At 54.7% G+C, this 22,645-nt stretch carries 19 protein-coding genes; 18 read left to right on the forward strand and 1 reads right to left on the reverse strand.

Annotation, left to right across the window (positions count from 1 at the left end; genetic code table 11):
* Positions 1-81 precede the first annotated feature (81 nt).
* From AC0L2P_RS17500 to AC0L2P_RS17545, 10 genes are all read left to right on the forward strand, one after another.
* Positions 82-1,398, forward strand: coding sequence for a flippase (locus AC0L2P_RS17500; RefSeq protein ID WP_473502569.1), 1,317 nt, complete (start codon positions 82-84; stop codon positions 1,396-1,398).
* 2 nt (positions 1,399-1,400) lie between these two features.
* Positions 1,401-2,489: a nitroreductase family protein gene (locus AC0L2P_RS17505; RefSeq protein ID WP_473502570.1), complete on the forward strand. Its 1,089-nt coding sequence runs from the start codon at positions 1,401-1,403 to the stop codon at positions 2,487-2,489.
* Positions 2,490-2,491: 2 nt separating this feature from the next.
* Positions 2,492-3,637: a polysaccharide pyruvyl transferase family protein gene (locus AC0L2P_RS17510; RefSeq protein ID WP_473502571.1), complete on the forward strand. Its 1,146-nt coding sequence runs from the start codon at positions 2,492-2,494 to the stop codon at positions 3,635-3,637.
* A 121-nt stretch (positions 3,638-3,758) separates the two neighbouring features.
* Positions 3,759-4,781: a glycosyltransferase family protein gene (locus tag AC0L2P_RS17515; RefSeq protein ID WP_473502572.1), complete on the forward strand. Its 1,023-nt coding sequence runs from the start codon at positions 3,759-3,761 to the stop codon at positions 4,779-4,781.
* Between the two features lie 160 nt (positions 4,782-4,941).
* Positions 4,942-6,192 carry an O-antigen ligase family protein gene (locus AC0L2P_RS17520; protein WP_473502573.1) on the forward strand — a complete coding sequence of 417 codons (1,251 nt, stop codon included), beginning with the start codon at positions 4,942-4,944 and terminating at the stop codon, positions 6,190-6,192.
* Positions 6,193-6,215: 23 nt separating this feature from the next.
* Positions 6,216-7,280: a glycosyltransferase gene (locus AC0L2P_RS17525; RefSeq protein WP_473502574.1), complete on the forward strand. Its 1,065-nt coding sequence runs from the start codon at positions 6,216-6,218 to the stop codon at positions 7,278-7,280.
* Positions 7,281-7,358: 78 nt separating this feature from the next.
* The gene (locus AC0L2P_RS17530) at positions 7,359-8,513 is read left to right on the forward strand and encodes a glycosyltransferase (protein WP_473502575.1); all 1,155 of its coding nucleotides are present in this window, start codon (positions 7,359-7,361) and stop codon (positions 8,511-8,513) included.
* 458 nt (positions 8,514-8,971) lie between these two features.
* Positions 8,972-9,157, forward strand: a complete 186-nt coding sequence (locus AC0L2P_RS17535) for a hypothetical protein (RefSeq protein WP_473502576.1) — start codon at positions 8,972-8,974, stop codon at positions 9,155-9,157.
* Between the two features lie 95 nt (positions 9,158-9,252).
* Positions 9,253-10,077, forward strand: a complete 825-nt coding sequence (locus tag AC0L2P_RS17540; protein ID WP_473502577.1) for a glycosyltransferase family 2 protein — start codon at positions 9,253-9,255, stop codon at positions 10,075-10,077.
* Positions 10,078-10,310: 233 nt separating this feature from the next.
* Positions 10,311-11,069, forward strand: coding sequence for an FkbM family methyltransferase (locus tag AC0L2P_RS17545; RefSeq protein ID WP_473502578.1), 759 nt, complete (start codon positions 10,311-10,313; stop codon positions 11,067-11,069).
* Positions 11,070-11,098: 29 nt separating this feature from the next.
* Here the strand turns inward: AC0L2P_RS17545 and AC0L2P_RS17550 are convergent, their stop codons facing one another.
* The gene (locus AC0L2P_RS17550; protein ID WP_473502579.1) at positions 11,099-11,884 is read right to left on the reverse strand and encodes a class I SAM-dependent methyltransferase; all 786 of its coding nucleotides are present in this window, start codon (positions 11,882-11,884) and stop codon (positions 11,099-11,101) included.
* Positions 11,885-12,081: 197 nt separating this feature from the next.
* Here AC0L2P_RS17550 and AC0L2P_RS17555 point away from each other — a divergent pair, with 197 nt between their 5' ends.
* From AC0L2P_RS17555 to AC0L2P_RS17590, 8 genes are all read left to right on the forward strand, one after another.
* On the forward strand, positions 12,082-13,398 hold the full coding sequence (locus tag AC0L2P_RS17555) for a hypothetical protein (RefSeq protein WP_473502580.1): 1,317 nt from the start codon (positions 12,082-12,084) through the stop codon (positions 13,396-13,398).
* Between the two features lie 373 nt (positions 13,399-13,771).
* Positions 13,772-14,245 carry a hypothetical protein gene (locus tag AC0L2P_RS17560; RefSeq protein WP_473502581.1) on the forward strand — a complete coding sequence of 158 codons (474 nt, stop codon included), beginning with the start codon at positions 13,772-13,774 and terminating at the stop codon, positions 14,243-14,245.
* A gap of 768 nt (positions 14,246-15,013) precedes the next feature.
* Positions 15,014-15,505 (forward strand): hypothetical protein, encoded by a 492-nt coding sequence (locus AC0L2P_RS17565; RefSeq protein WP_473502582.1) that lies wholly within the window; start codon positions 15,014-15,016, stop codon positions 15,503-15,505.
* A gap of 374 nt (positions 15,506-15,879) precedes the next feature.
* The gene (locus AC0L2P_RS17570) at positions 15,880-16,689 is read left to right on the forward strand and encodes a tyrosine-protein phosphatase (protein ID WP_473502583.1); all 810 of its coding nucleotides are present in this window, start codon (positions 15,880-15,882) and stop codon (positions 16,687-16,689) included.
* Positions 16,689-17,480: a polysaccharide biosynthesis/export family protein gene (locus tag AC0L2P_RS17575; RefSeq protein WP_473502584.1), complete on the forward strand. Its 792-nt coding sequence runs from the start codon at positions 16,689-16,691 to the stop codon at positions 17,478-17,480. The genes AC0L2P_RS17570 and AC0L2P_RS17575 overlap by 1 nt, the downstream gene beginning before the upstream one ends.
* A gap of 52 nt (positions 17,481-17,532) precedes the next feature.
* Positions 17,533-19,905, forward strand: coding sequence for a GumC family protein (locus AC0L2P_RS17580; protein WP_473502585.1), 2,373 nt, complete (start codon positions 17,533-17,535; stop codon positions 19,903-19,905).
* Complete coding sequence (locus AC0L2P_RS17585; RefSeq protein WP_473502586.1) at positions 19,793-21,052, forward strand: tetratricopeptide repeat protein; 1,260 nt, start codon at positions 19,793-19,795, stop codon at positions 21,050-21,052. Before AC0L2P_RS17580 ends, AC0L2P_RS17585 begins: the two co-directional genes overlap by 113 nt.
* Positions 21,049-22,614, forward strand: coding sequence for an O-antigen ligase family protein (locus tag AC0L2P_RS17590; RefSeq protein WP_473502587.1), 1,566 nt, complete (start codon positions 21,049-21,051; stop codon positions 22,612-22,614). Before AC0L2P_RS17585 ends, AC0L2P_RS17590 begins: the two co-directional genes overlap by 4 nt.
* Positions 22,615-22,645: the final 31 nt, after the last annotated feature.

Here is a 22,645-nt window from a genome sequence, read left to right on the forward strand (position 1 = left end):
CATTCCGCCGGATTGCCTGGCTGGCAGCATGTCTTCCAAGGTCACACGTTGTCTTCCTCTGACGCATGCCGCTTCGACTGAATGAAGAGCTATTTCTTCAACAGCGCCTGGATGATGGCCGACAGCCTTGTTGCGCGGGTCCTGGGCCTTCTGGTCACAGTCGTCGTCGCGCGATATCTGGGGCCCGAAGAGTTTGGAATGTACGCCTATGTCATGTCCTTGGTCGCCCTGTTCGGAATCGTTGGCCATATGGGGCTGGACGGGCTTCTGATTCGTGAACTGCTCGACGAGCGCCGGATGCAATCCGAAACGCTTGCCATTGCGTTCGTCATGAAGGGCGCCGGATTCGCTTTGGCCGTCCTGGGGATCCTGACGTTCGGGCTGCTGATGCCCGGTAATCTTCCCGAGGAACGCTGGCTGTTCGTGCTGGCAAGCCTTGCCGTCGCCATGCAGCCGATCAGCGCGGTGCTGGGCAATTGGTTCCGCTCGCGCGTCGAGGCGCGCTATGCCGTCGTTTCCAACCTCGCCGGCGCGGTGGCGGGGGGGGCATTCAAGGTGGGCGCCGTTCTCGCCGGTGCGGGGGTGGTCGCCGTGGGAGTGGGCCAGACCCTAGGCGCGGCGATCGGAGCCATACTGCTGATCGTAATGTTCCTGCGGCGTGGAGGTCCACGGCTAGGCACCTGGTCTTTCTCGATGAAGCGGGCCAGGACTATGCTTGGCGAGGGCGTGATGATCTTCGTGGGATCTATGTTCGCAGTCATCTATCTTAAGATAGATCAGGTGATGCTGCGGGCCATGCAGGGCCCCGAAACGGTCGGCATATACTCAATCGCATCGCTCCTTTCCGAGGCGCTTTATTTCATTCCGGCGGCGATCGTCGGCACGGTATTTCCAAAACTTGTGCAGATAAATGCCGGGGATCCAGCGGCATTTGCGGAACGCTTGCAGGATCTGTTCGACATTCTCGCGACCTCGGCGCTGATCGTGCTGGTCGGCCTGTTAGCTCTCGGCCCGCTAACGATCAATCTTGCCATGGGTCCATCCTACTCCCCCGCTGTCCCGATCTTTCTGGTTCACGTATTATCGTTGCCGTTCATATTCCTACGCCAAGGCTTTAGTCGCTGGGTGATTATTAAGAACATGGCCAAGTTCTCTATGATGACCCAAGGCGCCGGGGCGCTGCTCAACGTTGGCCTGAACCTAGTGCTCATACCCCAATTTGGGGGCATAGGATCGGCTGCTGCGACTCTTTTCTCCTACGCGGCCGCATCCTACTTCGCCTTGGTCTTGTCCTCCGACACACAGCCGATCTTCCGCATGATGACCAGATCGTTGTTTCAACCATGGCGCGGCCTCCGAAAATTAATGACACTCTACCGAAAATTCAGGAGTGGCTGAAGATGACCGAGTTCATCGACAAAGCGGCACGTTTCCAGAGGTTCGCAAGGCGTTCCCCCCGCCAGGCGGCTCGGGCACTTTTCGTGGTCCTGCTCGACCGCCTGCGCGCCGGATTGATCCGGCCCGCGAGCCGCAGCGGGTTCCTTGCGTCGGTCTATTTTACATTTTTCAGCGGTCGCTTCTATCGGGAGCATCGTGCCGTTTTGTCTGGGATCGTTGCCAATCGGAACAGCGACATCGCCGTCCAGAGGAGCTCGTCGCAGCTGCGCCGCAACATACATCGTCTTGAGAAGGGGCTGATCATGCGCCCGAGGAGGGCCGTATTTGCGGAGGATTACATCGAGGCCACCGTATCTCTGTTCCTGCGCGGCGCGGCTGGAACAGCGCTCGACCGCGATGAGCTGAAATGGGCAGCTGACGTCCTGACGACCTATTTCTCGATAGTAGCCGAGACGCCCAGGATCAAGAAGGCAAAGGAGCGTTTCCTCGCATGGCCAGGTCAGACGCCGGCACCAAGCTTCGTGCCTTATCCAAGCTCGGGCCGTACACGCAGCGACATCAGCTTCGATCAGCTGTATACATTGTTTTCGGAACGGCGTTCGGTTCGATGGTATTCTCCTGCGCCGGTTCCTGAAGATCTTATCGAGAAGGCCGTTTCGGCCGCCTCTCTTGCTTCCTCCGCCTGCAACCGCCAGCCCTATTCGTTCCTATTGTTCCGGGATCCCGAAAAGGCGGCTCACATTGCATCCTTTGCCGGCGGGACGGGCGGTTTTTCGAAAAACATCCCATGTCTCATCCTCGTTGTCGGAGACCTCTCCTACTATGTACATGAGCGCGACAGGCACCTGGTCTATATCGACTCGTCTCTCGCTTCGGCTCAGTTGATGCTCGCGTTCCAGACACTGGGCCTGTCGACCTGCGCAATCAATTGGCCTGATGTCGACGAACGCGAAAAAGCCTTGCAGGCGGCCGTGGGATTGAAGACCCATGAGCGGGTGATCATGTTCATTGCGGTGGGCTACGCCGACCGGGACGGTCACATACCATATTCTCAGAAAAAAGGGGCGGACCTCTTGCTTCAAGCGCTATGACCTTGACATTTGAAATCAGAAAAGCCGGATTTGAGAACAAGGGGGCGGCGATGATGCTCATCGCGGCCTCACAGGAAGTGAAGGCGCGGTTCCCCGCTGCGCGGGTTGCGATGGCGCCTGACGCGACCAGTCCATATGAACTCCGGGCGCGATATGGTCTTTGGCATAGGGCGGAGCTAGTCCGACGTGGCGTCGATCTCGGCAAGATCGTCGAACTCGCCCCGGGCAAGTTGCGTCATCGTTTCGGCTTTGTGACGGGAACGGAGGTGGATGTGATCCTCGACGCCGCCGGCCTAGCCTATTCGGACCAATGGGGCCCGCAACATACCGAGGATTTGGCCCGCCGGGCCGTCGCTTGGAAGCGCGCGGGCAAGCGCCTCATTCTGCTGCCTCAGGCACTAGGTCCGTTTGGTACGGATCGCATTCGCCGCGCAATAAATGTCGTTGCCGACCACGCGGACCTGATTTTCGCCCGGGATAAATACTCGATGGAAAATCTTGTCGATGCGGTAGGCGGCCGTGCGTCGATGCGGCTTGCGCCCGACTTCACCAATCTGCTGGTAGCTCGTCCGCCCGCCAATCCTCCGCGAGGCGAGAAACTGGTGGCGATCGTGCCGAACGCGCGGATGGTCGACAAAACCAGCGGTGACGTAAGCGGCAATTATGCGGGCTTTCTACGTCAAGTGGCGAGTATGTTTCAGTGGGCGGGAATGACTCCGTTCTTCTTGATTCATGAGGGCGCCGGGGATCGAGTGTTGGCCGAGCATGTCAACGCACAGCTCTCCGAACCCATTCAGATATGGACGGCAGGCGATCCTCTCGAGGCAAAAGGCCTGATTGGCAAATGCAGCGGACTGGTCGGCAGCCGCTACCATGCCCTGATCAGCGCCTTGTCCCAGGGAGTGCCAGTGGTCGGCACGGGCTGGAGCCATAAATACCGAGCCCTGTTCGAGGATTATGGCTGCGAGAATATGCTGGCCGATGTGTCGGCTAGCGAGGAAGGTCTCAACGCCAAGCTTCGCGCCCTCATCGACGGTGGTCAACGCGCCGCGCTCTCAGCTGGACTCGCAGAGCCCGGGGCGCGAATCAAGGACGGTGTGCAGCAGATGTGGAAGGACGTGTTCCAGCTTCTTGACAAGGCTGCCTGACCTGCGTCGTTGCTAACATCATGTCAACTGGGTATCTATGCCCATTTTGGGGTTCTCCCGTACGCATTTGATCCGCGCCTTCGGCGACTGGAATCTGGCTGTTAGATCGGAGCTAGGTCTTTTGGAAACGGTCGAGAGAGTGGTCTATGTGAAAACCTGTGGCGGTCACAGGAAATCATATTTGACTACGCTAAGTGATATCTTTGGAATGGAAAGAGCCTTTGGGAGTATTACTTTTAGGATGGCTTATAAATTGGTATCTTGCAGGGACTTATTGTTTGCGACGCTCGACGAGCATATATTTTCATTCGTCTGTTTCTCTTTAGTAAGAAGCCTTATCGGTAAGAATACGGTCGCGTTGTTTCTGCGGCCAGAGCAATGTTTCATGCCTGGCAAGCTGAAGTACCATCTAAAATGGCTGCTTTTCAGGGCTTTGCGACACCTTCCAGGACTCACAGTTGTAGCCATAACCCCGTTCGATGTAGTGGCCAGATACGCTCAGGTGGCCACTGCAGGTGTGCGTGACCCAGAGTATTGGGACTTGCATGACGGTGTATCCGTTCTATCTCCAAAGGAGACCAGCCTATCTGCCCAACTTCGATCGATGGCAGGTCGCAAGCGCTTGTGCACTGCGGTTGGCGTTTTGAATGCCGGGAAGGGCTTGGAGTTCCTTGCCGACGCTCTGGAGCAGTTTCCGGAAATCAAGGAACACGCTCAGATTGTGGTGGCGGGCTCGGCAAACTCGCACACCCGCGGCGTGTTAAAAAAGCTTTCTGATGCAGGAGGGGTCGTGATCGACCGATTTCTTTCTGACGCCGAACTGCTGAGTTTGATAAGTACCTCAGAGCTAATCTGGGCATGTTATAATCCGGCATATGACCAGGCCTCCGGCATTTTTGGTCGAGCAGTACAACTGGGCTCGGTACCTATCACTCGTGAGGGGGCAGTGGTTTCTCGGCTGGCGTCGGAGTCCGGAATCCCCTTTATTCCAGTGAGATACGGGGCCACGGAGCAATTGGCGAAGGTCTTAATCGCGGGACGGTCTACCGCCGGTCACCAGATAGGTCCCGACGATGGCGAGATTGGTGAATGGCGTCGGACTTTTATCCAGGTTATAAATGCAGGTCTCGCAGGAAGGAGTTGATTATTGTCAAGGTCCTTCTGACCAAAACGAGGTATTTTCCAAGTGTCAGACGGAATGTACGCAATTACACAGACTTGTATTCGGAACAAGGATTCTTATGGTAAATGGAAGGAAAAGCCGATGGTCCCGGGGGCGCTCGGTTGCCGCGGCGACTTCTGGTATGGCTCTCTGGTTTGCGGCTTTTGCGAAGGCGCAAGATTTCGAAGGTCAGCTATACCCCCCTATGAATGCTCCGCTTGAACTTCTTTTTGCTCAAGGGCGGAATCTGTCACTTGGAGCTATGTTGATAGCGGTTGTCGTAACCTTAATGTTGGGGAAGGGGATTCGCCGTAGAGACTGGCGAAACGCGTCAATTTACATCGCAGCAGTTAACGTGTTCATTATTTTTAAGTTATTTCTCTATGGTAACTCGGAGATATTTATCTTAGGGTCTTTTGCGATATCTATACAAATATTAGTGTTTGTAGTATGTGCATCATCCTACGAACGAGAGAGCTTTGAGGGGTTAAACCTCATGCCTTATGTTGTAAAAGTTATCTACATATTTTCAATTCTTTTTTTGCCTTGCAATGTGTATGCCTACATCTATTTTCCCGGTAGCTCGGCTGTCAAGTTTAGTGGGAGATTTTTCGGCGTGACCGCAAACCCACAGCACTTGGCGATGGTGTGCGCTTTGTGCGTACCGGCGCTAGTGTATTGTGTCGTTCGTTATGGAGTAAAAAGCATTGTTGGAGTGTCGGCGGGAGCCATGTTGGCGTGTGTCCTTTTTCTCGAGTATCAATCAGGATCTCGGTTAGGTTTTTTTGGGACGCTGCTGTGTATTCTTATAAGTTGTCGGGTTTTCTTGGACCGGCGCCGTATAATTTATGTGTTGATGTTATCCGTTTTGGTGTTACCTTTGGCCTACTTCTCATTTTATGAATCAATATCAGACTTAATTCGATCCCGTTTTGTGGAAGGTCGTTCCGATACTAGATCTGAGTACTGGATTGCGGGATGGAATCAGTTTCTTAAAAGTCCCTTCGTCGGGAGCGAGCCAAGCGAGGAGCCGGCAAGATATTATTTTACTGTAAGTTCCTGGATATCTGCAGCGTCCAGTGGGGGAGTGATAGCGTTGGTATTTATGTTGATGTTTCTTGTATCTTCTGTTATGTATTTTTCCAGCATTAGTAGATTAAGGAATCGTCGTTTGGATACGGAACAGGTGGACCTATATTTATCAGCCATTGTGTTGATTCTCGCCATAAGCGTCTTTGAGGCAGTATTCCTTGGCGTATTTTCCTCACATACAATGATGGTCTATTTGTATATTGCTGGTGCTGGTTCTCTAGTCGGCGCACAAAGATCCCTGAACGCTCCGCATCACAAGTTTTATGGTGCAAGCGGACTTGGTGTTAGGCACCTGCGATGAACACAAAATAGACGGAAATAGCCATGACGACACGTAACATCGAATCGATTGCGTTCGCTTGGTCTGGTCTTCCAGACTATGCAGCTAGATGCATTCGTCTCGTAATTGACCGATTTCCTGGACGCGTGACAGTGATTGGAACCCGGCCGGTTGTGCCGATTGTAGGCATGGAGCGTTCTCTCGGTCAGGCTGTACACTGGATTGATGGTCGGGACACCAATGCCGACTGGACGCGCTTGGGCATGCGCCGTCCCGACTTATTTTTTCAAGGGGGATTTCACTGGCCGGCCTTCAATTCACTCGCTGCCCGCTGCCGGTCCAACGGCGGAAAAGTAATCTTGCAAACCGATTCGAATTGGCAAGGTACCCTGCGCCAGCACCTGCTTGATCCGATACGACATAGCGTTCTTTTGAGACGGCGCTTCGATGGTGTGTTTGTGCCAGGGGCTTCGGGAACAATATACGCCGAGCGCATGGGTTATCGGCCAGGTACGGTGCTCCAGGGACTGTACGGCGCCGACCCATCGTTGTTCAACGGGGGCGCACCCCTACATTCTCGCCCCAAGCGCTTTTTGTTCGTTGGAAGACTGGTGCAGGTGAAGTTCGTTGTAGCCCTGGCGCAGGCGTTTGTCGACTTCGCTGCTGATAATCCGGATTGGTCGCTTCAGATCTGTGGGGCCGGGCCATTGCGGGACCAACTCCCTCGTCATCCCTTGATCGAGGTCTCCAATTTTCTTCAGCCGGCGCAACTTGCTGATGTATTCCGGAACGCGCGCTGTCTAGTCCTTCCATCCCTGTCCGAGCCATGGGGTTTGGTGGCGCATGAAGCTGTACTCAGCGGATGCGCTCTTGCCTTGTCACAATCTGTAGGCGCGGCCTCGGACTTTGCAACGAAAAGCAACTCGGTTTTGTTTCGTCCCGGTGATGTGAATGCCATCACTCGCGCCCTGCGGTCCATCGCTTCCTGGGACACGCACCACTGGCAGGAAGCAGAAAGCGCGTCTCGGTCGGTGGCTACGAAATTTGGGCCGCAGCCATTCGCCGATGCTGTTGCTCGGTTTATCGACAGAATGCACAGCGAGATGTGATTAGAGTGACGGCCGAGAATTCGGTGTCGTGTTTCTTGAGGCGGCTGGATCGATCTGGTTGCAGAGATGGTCGGTCATATGAAGGTCGTGCAAGTTGTGGCATCAGTTGCTGCGGAAGCCTCTGGTCCAAGCTATTCGGTTCGGCGGCTTTCGGATTCTCTGTGTGAACGGGGAATCGAATCGCAGCTGTGGAGCACGACGACGAGAGGGCAACCGGACCCGAACGGTGCGCGCTCTCGCGTTTTTCCGTGCGATTTTGGCCAAGTACCGGTCGCCAAGAGACTGTGTTTTTCAAGAAAGCTTCACGAGGCGTTGGATCAATTAGCCAGCTCCGGGGCGATTTTTCACTCGCATGGGCTCTGGCTGATGCCGAATGTCTACCCAGGCTGGAGCGCGGCGCGATATGGGCGACCATTGATTGTATCTCCCAGAGGGATGTTGGGTGAAGTTGCGCTTCAATTTTCTTATTATAGAAAGCGGGCTTTTTGGAGCATGGCACAGAAGCGCGCACTTCACTCCACAACCTGCTTCCACGCTACCAGTCTACAGGAGTGTCTAGAACTACGTGCTTTTGGACTGACCGCGCCGGTGGCAATTATTCCGAATGGAATCGATTTGCCTTTATTGGCCGGGAGGCCAAAAGAGGGTAAACGAACGCGAACTGTACTTTGCCTGAGTAGAATACATCCCAAGAAGGGAATTGATCGTCTTGTTGAAGCATGGGCACGTATAGAAGTGGCGCATGGCAATTGGCGACTTCGGATAGTCGGTCCTTCCGAGAAAGGGACCAGGGAGGCACTGGAACGACGCTGCAAGGCGCTCGGTTTGGCCAGAGTAGTTTTTGAAGATGCCGTCTTTGGCGAGGCCAAGCAAGAAGCGTATCAGGATGCCGACTTGTTCGTTTTACCTACTTTGAATGAAAATTTTGGTATGGTGGTGGCCGAAGCCCTAGCGAATGCGACACCGGTAATCTGTACCGTTGGTGCGCCATGGAAGGGGCTCGCCGAACATGGATGCGGTTGGTGGATAGATCATGGAATAGAGCCACTTTCCGCGGCCCTGGAAACCGCTATGGCGATGCCGCGCAGGTCCCTGGATGCAATGGGATCGCGTGGCCGGGCATGGATGGAACGCGATTTCTCATGGCAGAGGATCGCTGTGAACATGGCCCATGTCTATCGCTGGTGTGTCAAAAGCGATGAGCAGCCGGACTTTGTGCTCACTGATACATGATCGGTGCTTCGAACCAAACTCTCGCTCGCGCCAGGCTCGCAGCCAGCAGTAACAGAAAGGAGGCCACCACGGCCTCTGGATGATTGGACAAGATGGATTCCGCTAATTTAGCCTCGCATGTAGCCGCCAATCGGGCGTCACGGAAGTGGTCCAGGAAGGAAAAGCTGGGTCGCTCCCTCTGGGCTCTTACGGGGCCACTGTTCTCGGTGAGCCCAAGGCTTCTGTGGGGATGGCGGCGGTTTTTGCTCAGGCGGTTCGGCGCGACCGTCGGCAAGGACGTGCATGTTTATCCCTCTGTGAGAATCGCCATTCCATGGAATCTTGTCATCGGTGACTCCGCTGCCATTGGGGACAGGGCTGTGCTCTACGCCCTGGGAAAGATCAGTATCGGGGAGGCCGCCACAATTTCGCAGGGTGCACATCTATGCGCGGGTTCGCATGACCACAGGGATCCTCGAATGCCGCTCACAAAACCGCCGATCTCCATTGGTGCCGGGGCATGGATCTGCGCCGATGCATTCATCGGTCCGGGAGTCACAATTGGTGAACGAGCCGTGGTCGGAGCCAGGGCTGTCGTCGTACGTGACGTCGGTCCGAATGTGGTTGTTGTTGGGAACCCGGCCAGGAGCGTCGGTACACGCTGACCTTAAAGTCAAAGATCGCCATCACCCTCGTGGTTGTTTCGAACGTGGATGAAGGTACTGTCGTGGTCGGAAATCCAGGTCGTGGGTAAACGTGAATGCCATCAGTTTTGATTCTGACCTACAACGAGGCAATCAACATTGCAGATTGCATAGCGTCAATACCTTGGCGGGAGCAAATCTATGTACTTGACTCGAAAAGTACCGACGGTACTGCCAAGATAGCAGAGGAGATGGGAGCGGTGGTTGTAACTCGACCTTTTACTGACTACGCAGATCAACGAAATTTTGGTCTAACGTTGCCCGGCCTTGATGAGTGGATTGTTATGCTTGACGCGGACGAAAGGATGACGCATGAGCTAGCAACGGAGATCGAACATCACATTGAGACAGCAGATGCAAGCGTCGCTATGTTTCGGGTTCGGAGAAAGGACCTGTTTCTGGATCGCTGGCTTCGACGCTCCTCAGGATATCCTACTTGGTTCCCTAGGGTATTTCGCCGCGGAAGGGTTCTGGTAGAGCGCAAGGTAAACGAGAGTTACCGCGCCGACGGTTCTGCCAAGGAGCTTGAGGGCCATATTCTCCATTTTCCGTTTAATAAGGGCTTGGACTGGTGGCTGGAAAGGCACAATCGCTACTCAACGATGGAAGCGAGACTGACTAGGGCAACGCCAATTACGTTGGGCATAGTAAAATTTTTAGTGTCTAGAGATCCCGGCGCCAGGCGCGAAGCACAGAAGAACTTGGCCTACAGGATTCCTGGACGCCCATTCTTAGTTTTTATTTATCTTTATATTGTCCGACTTGGAATATTGGACGGTGCTGCAGGGTACCAGTTTGCCTGTCTTAGGCTGGCTTACGAAATCATGATAGATGCAAAAGCCGCTCACTCTTCGCATTATGGCGGGTCGCAAAAGACTTAAGTATGGTATTTGTCTAGATGGTGGTATCGGGGGGGCATGTTTCTTATTCACATAATTTTTTAAATTCGGGTTATCGATGGTCCGGCTGAATTTCAGTACTCTTGCTACAAAATTTGGCATTTTCAAACGATTCGGTCGTAAATTTCTGCGTGGAAAGGAACGTAAATGAGAGCTTCTCTGCGTGTGGGTCTCGTATTCTGATGCGCCAACTTAGAATTTTGTTGGAACGGATGATGCGTGATCAGGTACGCCGCCGCCAAATGCCTCAGGAATTTGGCGGTTTGCCGATTATGGTCTCTACGGCCGGAGGGTTGCGATATTTCTTCAAGCCAATTTCCCAAATCGACCCAGACCTTCTTTCGGCGGCGAGAATGTTGATAAGGAAAGGCGATACCGTTTGGGACATTGGCGCCAACATTGGGCTTTTCACCGTCGCCGCGGCTGGTTTGGTCGGTTCAAAAGGGCGCGTTGTTGCGTTCGAACCAGACACTTCCCTGGTGGCTTTGCTGCGCCGCACCGCTAGCCTTCAGCCTAGTGAAGCCGCAGAGCTGCTGATCATCCCCGCGGGAATGGCGGGCGTAATGGGCTTCAGGTCGTTTGCCATTGCCAGCCGGGCACGAGCCTCGAATGCGCTGGCCGAATACGGAAATTCGCAGGCGGGCGGTGTCCGTGAGCTGCAAACCATCGTGTGTCTGTCTCTTGATGAGTGCCTTAGGTTGTTGCCATCGCCTGATGTCGTGAAAATCGATGTCGAAGGGGCCGAGGCGGAATTGCTTGATGCGAGTTCTCGCTTCTTGAGAGACGCGCGTCCGGCCCTGGCTATCGAGGTTTCCCCTCGTAACTCCGTTGAAGTTGGTGGCATCCTGGTCGGGAGCGGTTATCGGCTATTCGACGGTGCCAAACCGCTCCTGCCAAATTCCGATATTGAGAGTCCGGCGTGGAATACAATTGCTATCCCTGCGGAGAAGGCCAGTAGGTTTATTCAGAGTTGAGGGGCGTTTAACATCACCTGCCCGGCTGATTAACGGTCGCGGCGTTTGCCTTCATCAAGAACTCCAGGCTGTCGGGTTCCGACCTGGGATTTACGCATGAACGCAAAAAGCGCCGTGCTCATGCCGCTCGGAACCAGTGAACTCCAGGCTCTCACCAGGTGAAAGATTGCTGCCTTGCCGGCATGATAGGCCGGCTCGGCCTCCCAGGAATGCAAGGCGATCTCATATCCGGAAAAGTGACGCCGCAACGCCGATCTGGTGTTGAGGCGATAATGGGCTTCGAAGACATCCTCGTCCTTGCGACCTGGCTGGGCGAAATGCAGGATTGCTGATTTTGCGTTCTCCGGCAGCAGTTGGTTGACCAGCGCCACATAGCCGAACTTGTTTGGCGTCCGCGCGCAAATCCAGCCACCTGGCGCCAATATCCGGTCGAGTTCCGCGGCTGTATTGGCAGGATCGGGCAGGTGCTCGAAAACGTGGTCGGCGATGATGATATCAACCGAGGCATCGGTTAGCGGTATACGAGACCCATCGAAGACCACAGCTTGGTCTATGGAGGGGTTCTCCGATACGGCCGGATCAACGTCGACCCCAATTACCCTTCTCACCTTGCCTTTGAGATTCCGGAGGGAACGGCGGTAAGGCAGCTTCTCGTCGGTGTACCATCCTCCGCGTCCGGATCCGAAATCCATGGCCACCATGTCCTCTGAAAGAAGGGCATTCACTCTCGTGTAGAACTGGATTGTTCCGTCAACGCGACTGAAGCCGCCAGCGAGCATTTCTGGATAAGTCTTGGATTCAAAACCGTGGCTCATGTCCGACTTTCTGAGTTGTCATTTCTTGCTGGCGGGTACCAAATCCATAATCAAATGAACAGGGTTGCCCGTCAACCAAGCTTTGGAAATCTGCCGCCTAAGTGCTTGATCCCATGCTGTGGTGGCATGTTTCCTGGGAATAAAGCAAGACTTGGTTGGTTAGGTTCTTCCCGGCGACGCCACGTCAGGTAGTCAAAATGAACAACGCGACTCGGACCTCGGATGTAGCAATTGTGAAAAGAGCAGAGATCAAACGTCGCTTCGCAGTGGTGACCTCTGCGGGGATTTTTGTGGGCTTTGCCCTTCTTGCCTTTTGCGGAAGAAGCAGCCTTGCGCAGTCGCCGCAGGACGTCGGCTGGGCAAATATTCCTGAGCTCTCCATGGCTGGCGATCTCAAGGCATACTGGAACGTGATCGATGGCTCGAAGGGTGAAGCAGCGAAGAACGCCTACGCCCGGGGGTTCGAGCCTGTGACAATCTTGAACACTTACGCGGACTTTCCCGGCGGGCAACGCGAGAACATCACCAGCGCAATAGGTAGTCACCACGTCAATCCGTGGCAGAAACCAATGTTCTTCGAACGCATCATCCGGCGAAACATCCAACGGGCTCCCCCGAAGGGGATCTACGTCCAGGACATAGAATTCCCCTTTGAGGAAGACACCAAGATCGCTTGGCAGCACAAGGCGCCACGGCAAGCTTCTGGCGCGAAGTCGAGGGAAGCCTTCGACGAAGCCTATTTTAAACAGTGGGCGGAATGGTTCTGGCTTCCGCTGAAATGGACAAAGGAAAGCTATCCCACGGCTCGCGTTGGACTATACGGTGTGCAGCCATTCCACCGCAGCATTTCCCCGGCTGCCGCTCAAAACGACGGCACGCACAAGTCGGATTGGCGACTGTGGAAGTATATCGAGCCTTACGTCGATTTCTACGTGGCTAGCATATACGTTTTCTATGATCGGCCTGACGCTGTCTTATACATGGCGACCAATGTCGAGGAGAATTATCTGCGCACCCGGTCCGTAGGTGAGAAGCCGCTCTATGCCTATGAGTGGCTGCGATTTCACGGCGCAAACAGTGCGTTGAAAGGGAAGGAGTTCCCATCCTATCTGGTCGAGGCGATGGCGATCGTGCCCTATTTCAGTGGCGCCAAGGGCATCGTTCTGTGGGGCTATGAGCCTCAGGTGAAAACCGGGACGCAACAGCCTTACGAGCAGCTACCGCTTTTTGTCCGGTCACTGAGCAGGGTCGGCGCGCTTTCCGAGAAATTAGCCCGCGGCCGGCTGCTGATCGACCGACCTGCCCATGAAGTATGGAAAGCACAAGAAGCGTTGATCCGCAAAGTGATGGTGGACGAAGACGAATGCATCGTGATGGCGATCAACCCGTGGCAGAGTGACGACAAGCGCACAACCTACCCCGTCCAGTGCGGTCAACTCAACGCCCAGATCAGTATCGACGGTCGGCACACAACGCTGGCGGTCCTGAACAGGCGAGGGCTGCAGATCTATTGACCCGAGGCACACAGCCGATTGAGCGCGGCATGGCCAGCAGTGCGAATTTGTCTGCGCGTCATGATGGGCCGCATGCTCACGTCGACGACCGTCCGCCAGTGGAAGCCAGGAGGCTTGTGAACCGCGGCCATAGACCACGGCAGACTGGTTTCTCCGGGGGATCCTCTGTGCCTCTCCTTGACATTGGTCCGCGTTTAGCTTTCCCGCACATCTGGATCGTCCCGCCGCAGGACAGCACCCTCGGCGAAGCTCGATAGCGCAGTTGACGAATTTCTTCGATTGAAATGGATGCGACCACGTGAGTCGTCCGGACGTCTCCGCCAGAGGTGATTAATAAGTGACACGTGCTTGGCCGCGGCGGGGGTGAGGATTTTTGTCGTTCAAGAAACTAAGCTTATTAGCACTCGTTGCCTTGGCGTTTGTGGTTGGCTTCTTTCTCATTGTCGTCAAAAAAGGGAAGCCTGTTCGTCCGCAACCCCCAAACCCGGCAGCGGCACTTGAGCCGTTTGAGGGCAAGCTCTCCATCCAGGCAGTCGATGACCTTCGCGTCGCCGGCCGCAAGATCGTTTTGTGCGGCGTGGCGTTTACCAAGCCCCAATCCCTACGGGCGATCGTAACGGACGCGGCGCGCCGGGACTACCAAGGGCTCGCCCTGACCTGCAAGCCGGTCGGCATGGGGACGCCTTGCGACGGAAATGTCGCCTCAAAGTTTGGTGATGCCATCGTTGTGCAATGCCTCACGTCCGATGGCGCGGATTTGGCCGCCAAACTTGCCGAGAATGGCATCTTGTGCGGACAGCCGGCGCAGGTGGGTTCGACCTACAAGCCTTGCCTGTCAGGTTCGTAGTTCACGACAACTGACTGTCACAAAACGAAAGACAGAATGTGCGACATGCCCGACGTTAAACAGTCAACCATATGCTGTACCGGCCGTCGGCTGCGATCGCCGAGACCTCTGGCGCGGCTCCGAGTGACATCAGCGCCTATCGTCTTGGATGGCTTGCCACATCCACTAACGACCAATTCGTGGGTCAACTGGCGGATTTGTTCATCTACCATATGTGCCGGCCGCAGCTGACCTTCTGGCACTAAGGTTGCACATGCACGCTCGCGCTACTGTTTAGCGTTCCGCTAAGCCGATCTGCCTTGGTGTGATGCAGCCGACGCACACGGAAAGATCCTTTGCCCTTGGCTAGTTCAATCATCGATTTCAACGGCGACAGGTCGATGTTGCGTGTCGGGAGCTTGTCCAGGGTGCTCATCTTGTGCGGACAGCCGGCGCGGGCGGGTTCGACCTACAATCTCGCCAATAAGGGTTCGTAGTTCACGGCTTCGCCAACTGCCTGTCACAAAACGAAAGACAGAATGTGCGATAACGCCCCACGCTAAATAGAGTCGACCACAATCCCTGTGCCAAAGCATCGGCGCGATGGCCCTCAGACGCCCACGAGATATTGCGGCAAGCGAGTGTGTCCAATGAAACACAGGAGAAACCAAAAATCATCTCGCATTTGCGAAGCAGGTTGGAATCAACGTAAAAAGCTGTTACGCGCTTATTCAATACCTTGGTGCCCGGGTGGGGCCGAGGTGCGGCGGGAAAAAAGGATCGAAACGAATGAACCTCACTGTAAAAGTTGCGTTAGCCGGATTTGTTGCCACGATCGGTTTCGGCCCGGTTTCGTCTTTCGCTCAGGATGCGTCTTGCACCTGTACGACTCCCTACCAGGGAGCGGCGAGTTCGATTGGTTCCGTCGGGCGCGCTAATGGCGACGTAATGGTTTCGCAAGCCGCGGGCTATGGCCCGGCAAAAGCGGGAAATGCGCTGGATTTCGGCAGCCGCATAGTGGTCGGTGCTAAGGGATCGGCTTCCGTCAATGTCGGTGGCTGCAGCCTGGATGTGCCTGCGAATTCAAGCCTCGACATTTCTCGTGTCGGGAACAATATCTGCCTGAGAATGCTGGGCTCTGAGCATACGGCTCAGATTCCCCCGGGCGACAACAGCCGGTCCAACACTCCGCTCTTTATTTTTGGGGGCATGGTTGGTGCGGCTGGTATTCTTGCTGCTACGCAAGATGATGGTGACGGCAACGGCGGCGTGAGCCGTTAGACTTAATACAGTATGGGGGCGTGTGATTGCTCGTGCTGTAGTGTGTTGCCGGCGCCTCTGTGCCGCCCTGGCGCGCCGCTGGAGTCGGGGTATCGATGGAGTGCGTCAACCATAAAGCGCTGTTGCTTGAGTTGAAGCCGGATGCGCTTCGTGCGCGGCGAGTTCGCCTCGCATCGCTGGGCGGCCCTGTGACAGGTGGCGCGGCAACGCTGGACATCGGCTCGCACGATGACGACAGCGCTGTCGGCGAATAGCTTGGATTTGGATTCTGCAGCATTGGATGAGCTTGATAGATGCGTCATTCGCTATCGTGCGGGTGGCGCATTTACCTGTTTTCGGGGAGAACTCGTCACGTTGCTTCAGTGCGGCCACCTATGATCGACCTGCATTCCCACATCTTGCCCGGTCTTGACGACGGCTCGCCCAGTCTTGCTGAATCGCTGGAAATGGCGCGGCTGGCGGTGGCCGACGGAACGACGCATATGGCATGTACGCCGCATATCGTGCCGGGCATGTACGAAAACAGATCGGCAAATATTGCCCTCGCGGTTCAAGAATTGGAACAGGCGCTGCGCCGCGCCGAAATACCGCTTGCTCTTTACGTTGGCGCCGACGTGCATATAGCGCCGGATCTGCCAGAGCAATTGGCGCTGGGTAGCGTGCCGACCTTGAACAGATCTCGCTATTTTTTATTGGAGCCGCCGCATCACGTCTTGCCGCCAAAGCTGGAAGATTTCGCGCTGCGCCTCATAAACGCCGGGTTCGTTCCGATTCTTACCCATCCTGAGCGGCTGACATGGATCAAGGCAAATTACGACGTTGTTGAGAAATTGAATGCAGTGGGTTGCCTAATTCAACTTACCGCAGACTCGATTGTTGGTGCTTTTGGGCGCACGGCGCTTTACTATTCGGAAAAGCTGATTGACGAGGGTAGAGTAGATATTATCGCTTCGGACACCCATGGCGTCACCCGCCGGCGCCCTGGGCTTTCGCAGGCGGTTGCCGTTGCTACGAAGCGATGTGGGGAAGATGAGGCCCGCAATATGGTGTTGAAACGCCCAGGCGAAATATTGGCGAACCGGCCCCTCGAGCCGGTCGGAAAGGCACGCTCGAAAAAGCCAAGCCCCGGCAATTTCGGTCGCTTTGCAGGATTGGGCCGCCTGTTGAAGGGTGGGGCAGCGTAATGGGCGTGTTTCATCTCGCAAAAAATTATACGGGCGCGATATGTGCCTTGCTTGCTTCGCTCTCGATATCTGCCTGCACGAGCACCTCGTCGACGACATCATCGTCTTCGCCGACATCGGTCGATGCGCTGCAACTGACGTCATCGTCGGCGCCCCTCTCCGGCGGCGGCGCCCTGCAGGTCGTAAAGGAACTGCCTGCGCCGCAAAACAGCCAGAACGGCGACGAGCAGCCCTTGTCGCCCAACGATGTGCTGGAGGTGAATGTGTTCCAAGTCGACAATCTGAACAGAACCGTTCAAGTCGACGCAGGCGGGCAAATTTCGCTTCCACTTATCGGAACCGTTACCGCGGCAGGGAAGACCGTCCGTCAGTTGGAGCAGGAAATCGAAACGGCTTACGGCGCCAACTATCTGCAGTCGCCCGATGTGTCGGTCTACGTTAAGGAATCGATCGGGCAGCGCATTACCGTCGACGGCGAAGTTGCCAGGGCCGGTATTTTTCCGGTGTCGGCCAATTCTTCTCTCATCGATGCGATCGCCGTTGCTGGAGGATTCAAGCCCGTTGCCGATGCAGGAAAAGTCTTTGTCTATCGTAATGTCGGCCAAAATACCCTGGTCGCAAATTACAATGTGGAGCAGATTCGCGCCGGCAAGAGCCGCAATCCACGCATATATGGTGGCGACAAGATTGTCGTCTTCGCCTCAAAATCAAAAATTGCGCTGAGCAATCTCAAGGATGCTCTCGGTGTCGCCTCGAGTGCAGCCCGAATTGCGGTGATCCCGGGTATATAGTCATTGCCCGTCAGAATTCAGGACGCAGACAACCGTAGGATTGCTTCGCACCATGCTCGATCGCAATAGACAGCATCAAATTGCTGGCCCAAGACATGGCCAAGCCTTGTCTGCCGACCTGTATTATGACGGTGCGCAAAACTATAGCCCGTATGGTCGCGATCACTCCGAACAGGACGAGCGCTTTAATCCGCTCAGGCTGCTGTTTTACGCTGTCCAGTATCGTTGGCTGCTCGTCATGATGGCAGCGGCCGGGCTTGTCGCCGGCGTCATCGTTACCATGATGCAGACGCCTAAGTATCAGGCAACAGCGCAATTGGAAGTTTTGGTTCCTTCGGCAAAGGTCTTCCAGGACATCGAAGTGGTTTCCGAAAACGCTGACGTCCGGGCCTTTCTGACTGCCCGTGAAAAGCTGAAAAGCCGTGCTTTGGCGCAACGAGTGGTGTTCCAGTTGGGCCTCAGCGAGAAGCCGGACTTCCTGTTTCCCACGTCGGACTTCTCCTTGAGCAATGTCTTCTATCGCGCCTTCGGAATCTCGAAATCGCCATCCATAGAGGAGAAAACCCCGGAGGAACGCGAGGCCATCGCGATCGGGCGTATTTTGAAAGATCTGACAGTCAATCTGGTTACCAACACAAGCCTGCTAACGATTTCGTTTATCGATCAGAAACCGAAATACGCCAGTGATATCGCCAATCAAGTGGCGCAAAGTTTCATAGATCAACGCCTCGACCAGACTAGCGAAACTTCCGACCTGGCACGGCAGTTCATCCAGGAACAGGTCTTGCAGGTAAAGCAAAAGCTTCAGGAATCCGAAGAGAATCTGGTCGCTTATGCAAAGGACGTAGGCATTACCATAACAGGCGACGACAAATCGCTGATAGGGTCGAACATCGAGGCTCTGAATACCGCTCTCGCGACAGCAATCCAGGAGCGTCTCGATGCTGGACGGATGGTGGACCAGATAGACAAGGGTCGCGGATCGAGTCTCGGCCCAGTCCTGGAGAGTGAAGGTCTGCGGAAGATCACCGAGAAACTGGCGGATTTGACCAGCCAGTATCAGCAGAAGTTGGGCATATTGAAGCCGGGCTTTCCAGAAATGCAGCAGCTTCAGGCGCAGATCAAGGAGTTGCAACGGCTTTATAACAATGGCGTTTTAACGATAACTGATTCCTTGCGACAGAAATACCAGGAGACTCAGAGCAAGGAATCTGACCTTAAGTCCAAACTCGCTGAGATGGAAAAGCAACAGGTTATCTTCAACGATAAAAACATCAAATACACAATTCTGAAGCGTGAGGTTGATTCGAATAGGTCGCAGTATGATAATCTTATTGCCAAGCTGAATGAGGTCGGCGTCAGCTCTGAACTCAAGACACAAAGTGCCGCAATCATCGATTTCGCTACACCGCCTAACAACCCTTATTCTCCACGACTGAGCATCAATCTTTCGGTCGCTTTGGCTCTTTTCCTCGCGCTCAGCGCGACAATTATTTACATCATCGAGTTGCTGAACAATACCTTCACCAATCCTGAGCAAATCGAAAAGGAACTGGGACTGGCTATGCTCGGCATCCTGCCGCTTGTCGATGACCGGGAACTCATAGCCAGCATCACCGATCAGAAATCAGGACTGTCCGAAGCCTACCGTTCGCTTCGGACGTCATTGCAGTTCTCCGGCGCCGAAGGTGCGCCGCGATCGCTGTTGGTCACGAGTTCGGAACCCTCGGAAGGCAAGTCGACCACCTCGTTCAAGCTCGGGCAGGATTTTGCCGCGCTCGGTGCCAGGGTACTCATCGTCGACAGCGATCTTCGAAAGCCCAATCTTCATCGGCTGTTTGGTCTCGACAACACAATCGGATTGAGCAATCTCTTGACCAACACCGTCCGCAAGGAGGATCTGGCAAGCATTTTCAGGGCGACGAAATATCCTAATGTGACCGTACTGACTTCCGGAACGATCCCGCCGAACCCTGCGGATCTTCTCTCTTCGCCAAAAATGGCGCTGGTCGTTACCAATCTCGGCAAGCGCTTCGATCTTGTGATAATCGATGCCCCGCCGGTCGTCGGCCTATCGGATGCGCCCATCCTCAGCCGGCTTGCCGAGGGCACATTGATGGTCATTTCTACCAATCAGGTGACGCGCAAGTCGGCGAAGACGGCGTTGAAGCGCTTGCGAGCTGCCGGCGCGAATGTGGTCGGGGCCGCGATGTCGAAGTTTGCAGTGAACAAGTTCGATTACAACTATGGCTACAAATACATGAACTCCCAGTATTACGATTACGGCACCCCGAAACTTGAGGGCAAAGTCGATGACGGAGCAAGCCAGCCCGCTTATGCAAAATCTCCGGCGTTCAGGCGTTTGGTTCGCCGCATTCGTTCTAGTGTTAGCGGCTTCATCGATCGGGCTAAGTCGGTTTCTTGAAACCGAAACGCCAACCGTTTCCCTCGCGCTGGATCCGCTGAACGTTAATGCCTTGATAAGCGAAATCACCAGCGACCTGAACGACGCAAGCAACGCTCCTGATTTCGATGCATTACTCGGTAAGGCCGGAAGGGCGCTTCCCTTTGATCTCGCGGACGCGCGTCTGTACAGCCTGATCGGCGAGATCAAGTACCGAAAGGGTGAAAAAGACCAAGCCTATGAGCTCTTCGATCAAGCTAGAAAGTTGTCCAAGACCGAAATTCACGCGCTCCAGAGGTCCATTGGTCATTCTATTGAAATCGGAGATCTGCCAAAGGCTGTCCGCGAGATCGATATGTTGCTAAGGCGATGGCCAGATCGATTTCCGGCGATCGCCGAGGGCCTGCCGACAATCCTCTCGAGCCCCGATGGATACCAGGCTGTTCTGGCAGCCATCAAGGCGGAGGCGCCCTGGAGAACCAATCTGTTCGCCACTCTCCGCAGAACTCCCGAAGGGCTCGATTCCGCAAACCGGCTGTTGCTCGATTTGAAAGGGTCGGACGCTCCACCGAAATCGAACGAATTGTCGGCAGTTATCGGCGGCTATATTCTTCAGAAAGAGTATGAATCGGCATATCGGTTGTTTCTCTTCAGCCTGACCGATGAGCAACGGAAGTTGGGTGGATATATTTTCAACAGCACCTTTGAACCGGTCTACAGCGGCAAGCATTTCGATTGGCAACTCCGCGATCAGTCGGGACTGGAAGTTACATTTGCAACATCTCAAGGTGCGGTCGAAGGCGAGGGTGGGGCGACGGTCCGCTTTCTGAATACGCCCGTCAAGAATACAGCTCTTCAGCAGTATATCCAACTGCCGCCCGGCTCTTACAAGATTTCTCTGATAGCCTCTGCACGGAATCTGAAACTTCCAAAGGAATTGTTCTGGTCGATAAAGTGCGTGGGGCAAGCCAGCGAAACAGCGCGATTTAAAATTCCGGAGGGTACATACAATCGCCAGGCGCTCAGTCAGGATTTTTCGATTAGACCGGCTGGGTGCCCCATGCAATTGTTACGGCTGGAGACGGCCGCCATTGCCGAGAGCTGGCGCTTCCGCTACTTCGGCACGCTGGTAATGCACAAATTGAGCATCGAGAGACTTTCATCTTGAGTGACCGTCCGTCGGAATGGGAAAAGTATCTCCTTGGGTCGGTTCTGTTTATAGCGCTGCTGATCGGCGGCGGCACTGCAAGCGGCCTTTATACGGATACGCTGATTGAGGTCGCGGCAATTGTATCGGCGGCGGCGGTCTTTTCACAGAGCTCTGGTCAGAGAATCCCCCACGTTGTGCTGTGGCTGCTTATCTTCGCTGTGGCGCTGGTGGTTTTGCAAATTCTTCCGCTGCCTGCGGCGATATTCAGCGGATTGCGTCCGGAGCTGTTGCTCGCAGATTCCGGGCTGGTTGGAGAAACCCGATTTCGTTTTGTCAGTGTCGGCGTTGGACGGACGATCGAATGTCTGCTGTATCTGGTGGCATTGGCGGCGTTTTGTTTGAGCGTTTTGCGTTTGCGTGCCGAGCAGGTCCAAGCCCTTCTGCCGTTCTTTTTTATGGGTGTTATCTGCAATGGATTGGCAGGAGCGATTCAGTACTCGCTGTCGGACGACGTCGCTATAGAGGGATTATTGCCTTTCACGATAAACGCCGGGCTTTTTGCCAACCAGAATCATTTTGCGGCGTTACTTTTTGTGTCTATCCCCTTCGTCGTTTATTATGGTCTGTTTCGAGGGCATCTTTTGTCCGGATCGCTCGGGCTGGCCACGCTTTTGCTGCTGCTTTTGGCTGCCGGTTCGCGTGCCGGCGTCCTGATCGGATTAGCGATCACCGTGCTATCCATGGTCTTCCTTTCGACGCGTTCCAGGGTGAGTGGGATTGGCATCGTTGCCGTTTTCATAACACTTTCAGTATTTACGATAGGCGCATGGACGAAGATCGAGGCCGAAGTTATTGACCCAGATTTCGGGCGAGGAGAATTTGCACGCACCACTATTGAGGGAATCAAAGAGAATTTGTTCACTGGCATTGGGTTTGGGAATTTCCAAAAAGCCTATCAGATATACGAAAAAGAAGGAATGATCTTTAATAAGTATGTTAATCATGCCCACAACGATTACCTAGAAATAACCTTCGAAGGGGGAATAATTGCAATTCTGTTGATGGCTTTATATTTTGGATTACTTTTTGGGCGGCTAGTCAAAATTCGCCGCGACCCACTTCAAAAGGCAGCTTTTCTCTCGGTGTTTTTCCTTCTCGTCCATTCCCTCGTCGATTATCCCTTGCGGACCCAGGCGCTTGCAATGACGTTTGCCTATATGAACGCCATCATCTTCCACAAAGGATTTGCGGAACGCTTCGGCCGTAAGAGCGAGATGATCGAGATCGACCACAACGGTGAGAAGCTAGTCGTTCCCATCGGAACTTCATGGGGAGGGCGCTATGAGGCGAGCCGCTCCTGGCGCCCCGGTTCCGAGGCTCAGGCAACATTTTCCTGCCCGTCACGAGCGCTATCGCTCGCTGAGCAGAAATTTCCCGGATTTGCCGGCCCTATGGAAAATTCGTTCCCGAACCATTCGGCCGCGGGCGTGTGTTGCATTGTTCTGGTCAGGAACGATCTGCTAGAACGCCCGCACAAGAAACGGATTTATCCGGAAGTGCAGTTTGAATCGGGCGGCTGAGGGTCGCCTTCGTTACAGGCCCTTCCGTGGA

The organism is Mesorhizobium sp. WSM4836 (genome assembly GCF_055811815.1).

What these genes read in the sequence shown, in the direction of transcription:
- AC0L2P_RS17540 (WP_473502577.1), top strand. Translation starts at nt 9,253, where the DNA reads ATGCCATCAGTTTTGATTCTGACCTACAACGAGGCAATCAACATTGCA.
- AC0L2P_RS17545 (WP_473502578.1), top strand. Translation starts at nt 10,311, where the DNA reads ATGCGTGATCAGGTACGCCGCCGCCAAATGCCTCAGGAATTTGGCGGT.
- AC0L2P_RS17585 (WP_473502586.1), top strand. Translation starts at nt 19,793, where the DNA reads ATGACGGAGCAAGCCAGCCCGCTTATGCAAAATCTCCGGCGTTCAGGC.
- AC0L2P_RS17525 (WP_473502574.1), top strand. Translation starts at nt 6,216, where the DNA reads ATGACGACACGTAACATCGAATCGATTGCGTTCGCTTGGTCTGGTCTT.
- AC0L2P_RS17535 (WP_473502576.1), top strand. Translation starts at nt 8,972, where the DNA reads ATGCCGCTCACAAAACCGCCGATCTCCATTGGTGCCGGGGCATGGATC.
- AC0L2P_RS17565 (WP_473502582.1), top strand. Translation starts at nt 15,014, where the DNA reads ATGAACCTCACTGTAAAAGTTGCGTTAGCCGGATTTGTTGCCACGATC.
- AC0L2P_RS17520 (WP_473502573.1), top strand. Translation starts at nt 4,942, where the DNA reads ATGGCTCTCTGGTTTGCGGCTTTTGCGAAGGCGCAAGATTTCGAAGGT.
- AC0L2P_RS17550 (WP_473502579.1), bottom strand. Translation starts at nt 11,884, where the DNA reads ATGAGCCACGGTTTTGAATCCAAGACTTATCCAGAAATGCTCGCTGGC.
- AC0L2P_RS17580 (WP_473502585.1), top strand. Translation starts at nt 17,533, where the DNA reads ATGCTCGATCGCAATAGACAGCATCAAATTGCTGGCCCAAGACATGGC.
- AC0L2P_RS17555 (WP_473502580.1), top strand. Translation starts at nt 12,082, where the DNA reads ATGAACAACGCGACTCGGACCTCGGATGTAGCAATTGTGAAAAGAGCA.
- AC0L2P_RS17530 (WP_473502575.1), top strand. Translation starts at nt 7,359, where the DNA reads ATGAAGGTCGTGCAAGTTGTGGCATCAGTTGCTGCGGAAGCCTCTGGT.
- AC0L2P_RS17500 (WP_473502569.1), top strand. Translation starts at nt 82, where the DNA reads ATGAAGAGCTATTTCTTCAACAGCGCCTGGATGATGGCCGACAGCCTT.
- AC0L2P_RS17505 (WP_473502570.1), top strand. Translation starts at nt 1,401, where the DNA reads ATGACCGAGTTCATCGACAAAGCGGCACGTTTCCAGAGGTTCGCAAGG.
- AC0L2P_RS17570 (WP_473502583.1), top strand. Translation starts at nt 15,880, where the DNA reads ATGATCGACCTGCATTCCCACATCTTGCCCGGTCTTGACGACGGCTCG.
- AC0L2P_RS17575 (WP_473502584.1), top strand. Translation starts at nt 16,689, where the DNA reads ATGGGCGTGTTTCATCTCGCAAAAAATTATACGGGCGCGATATGTGCC.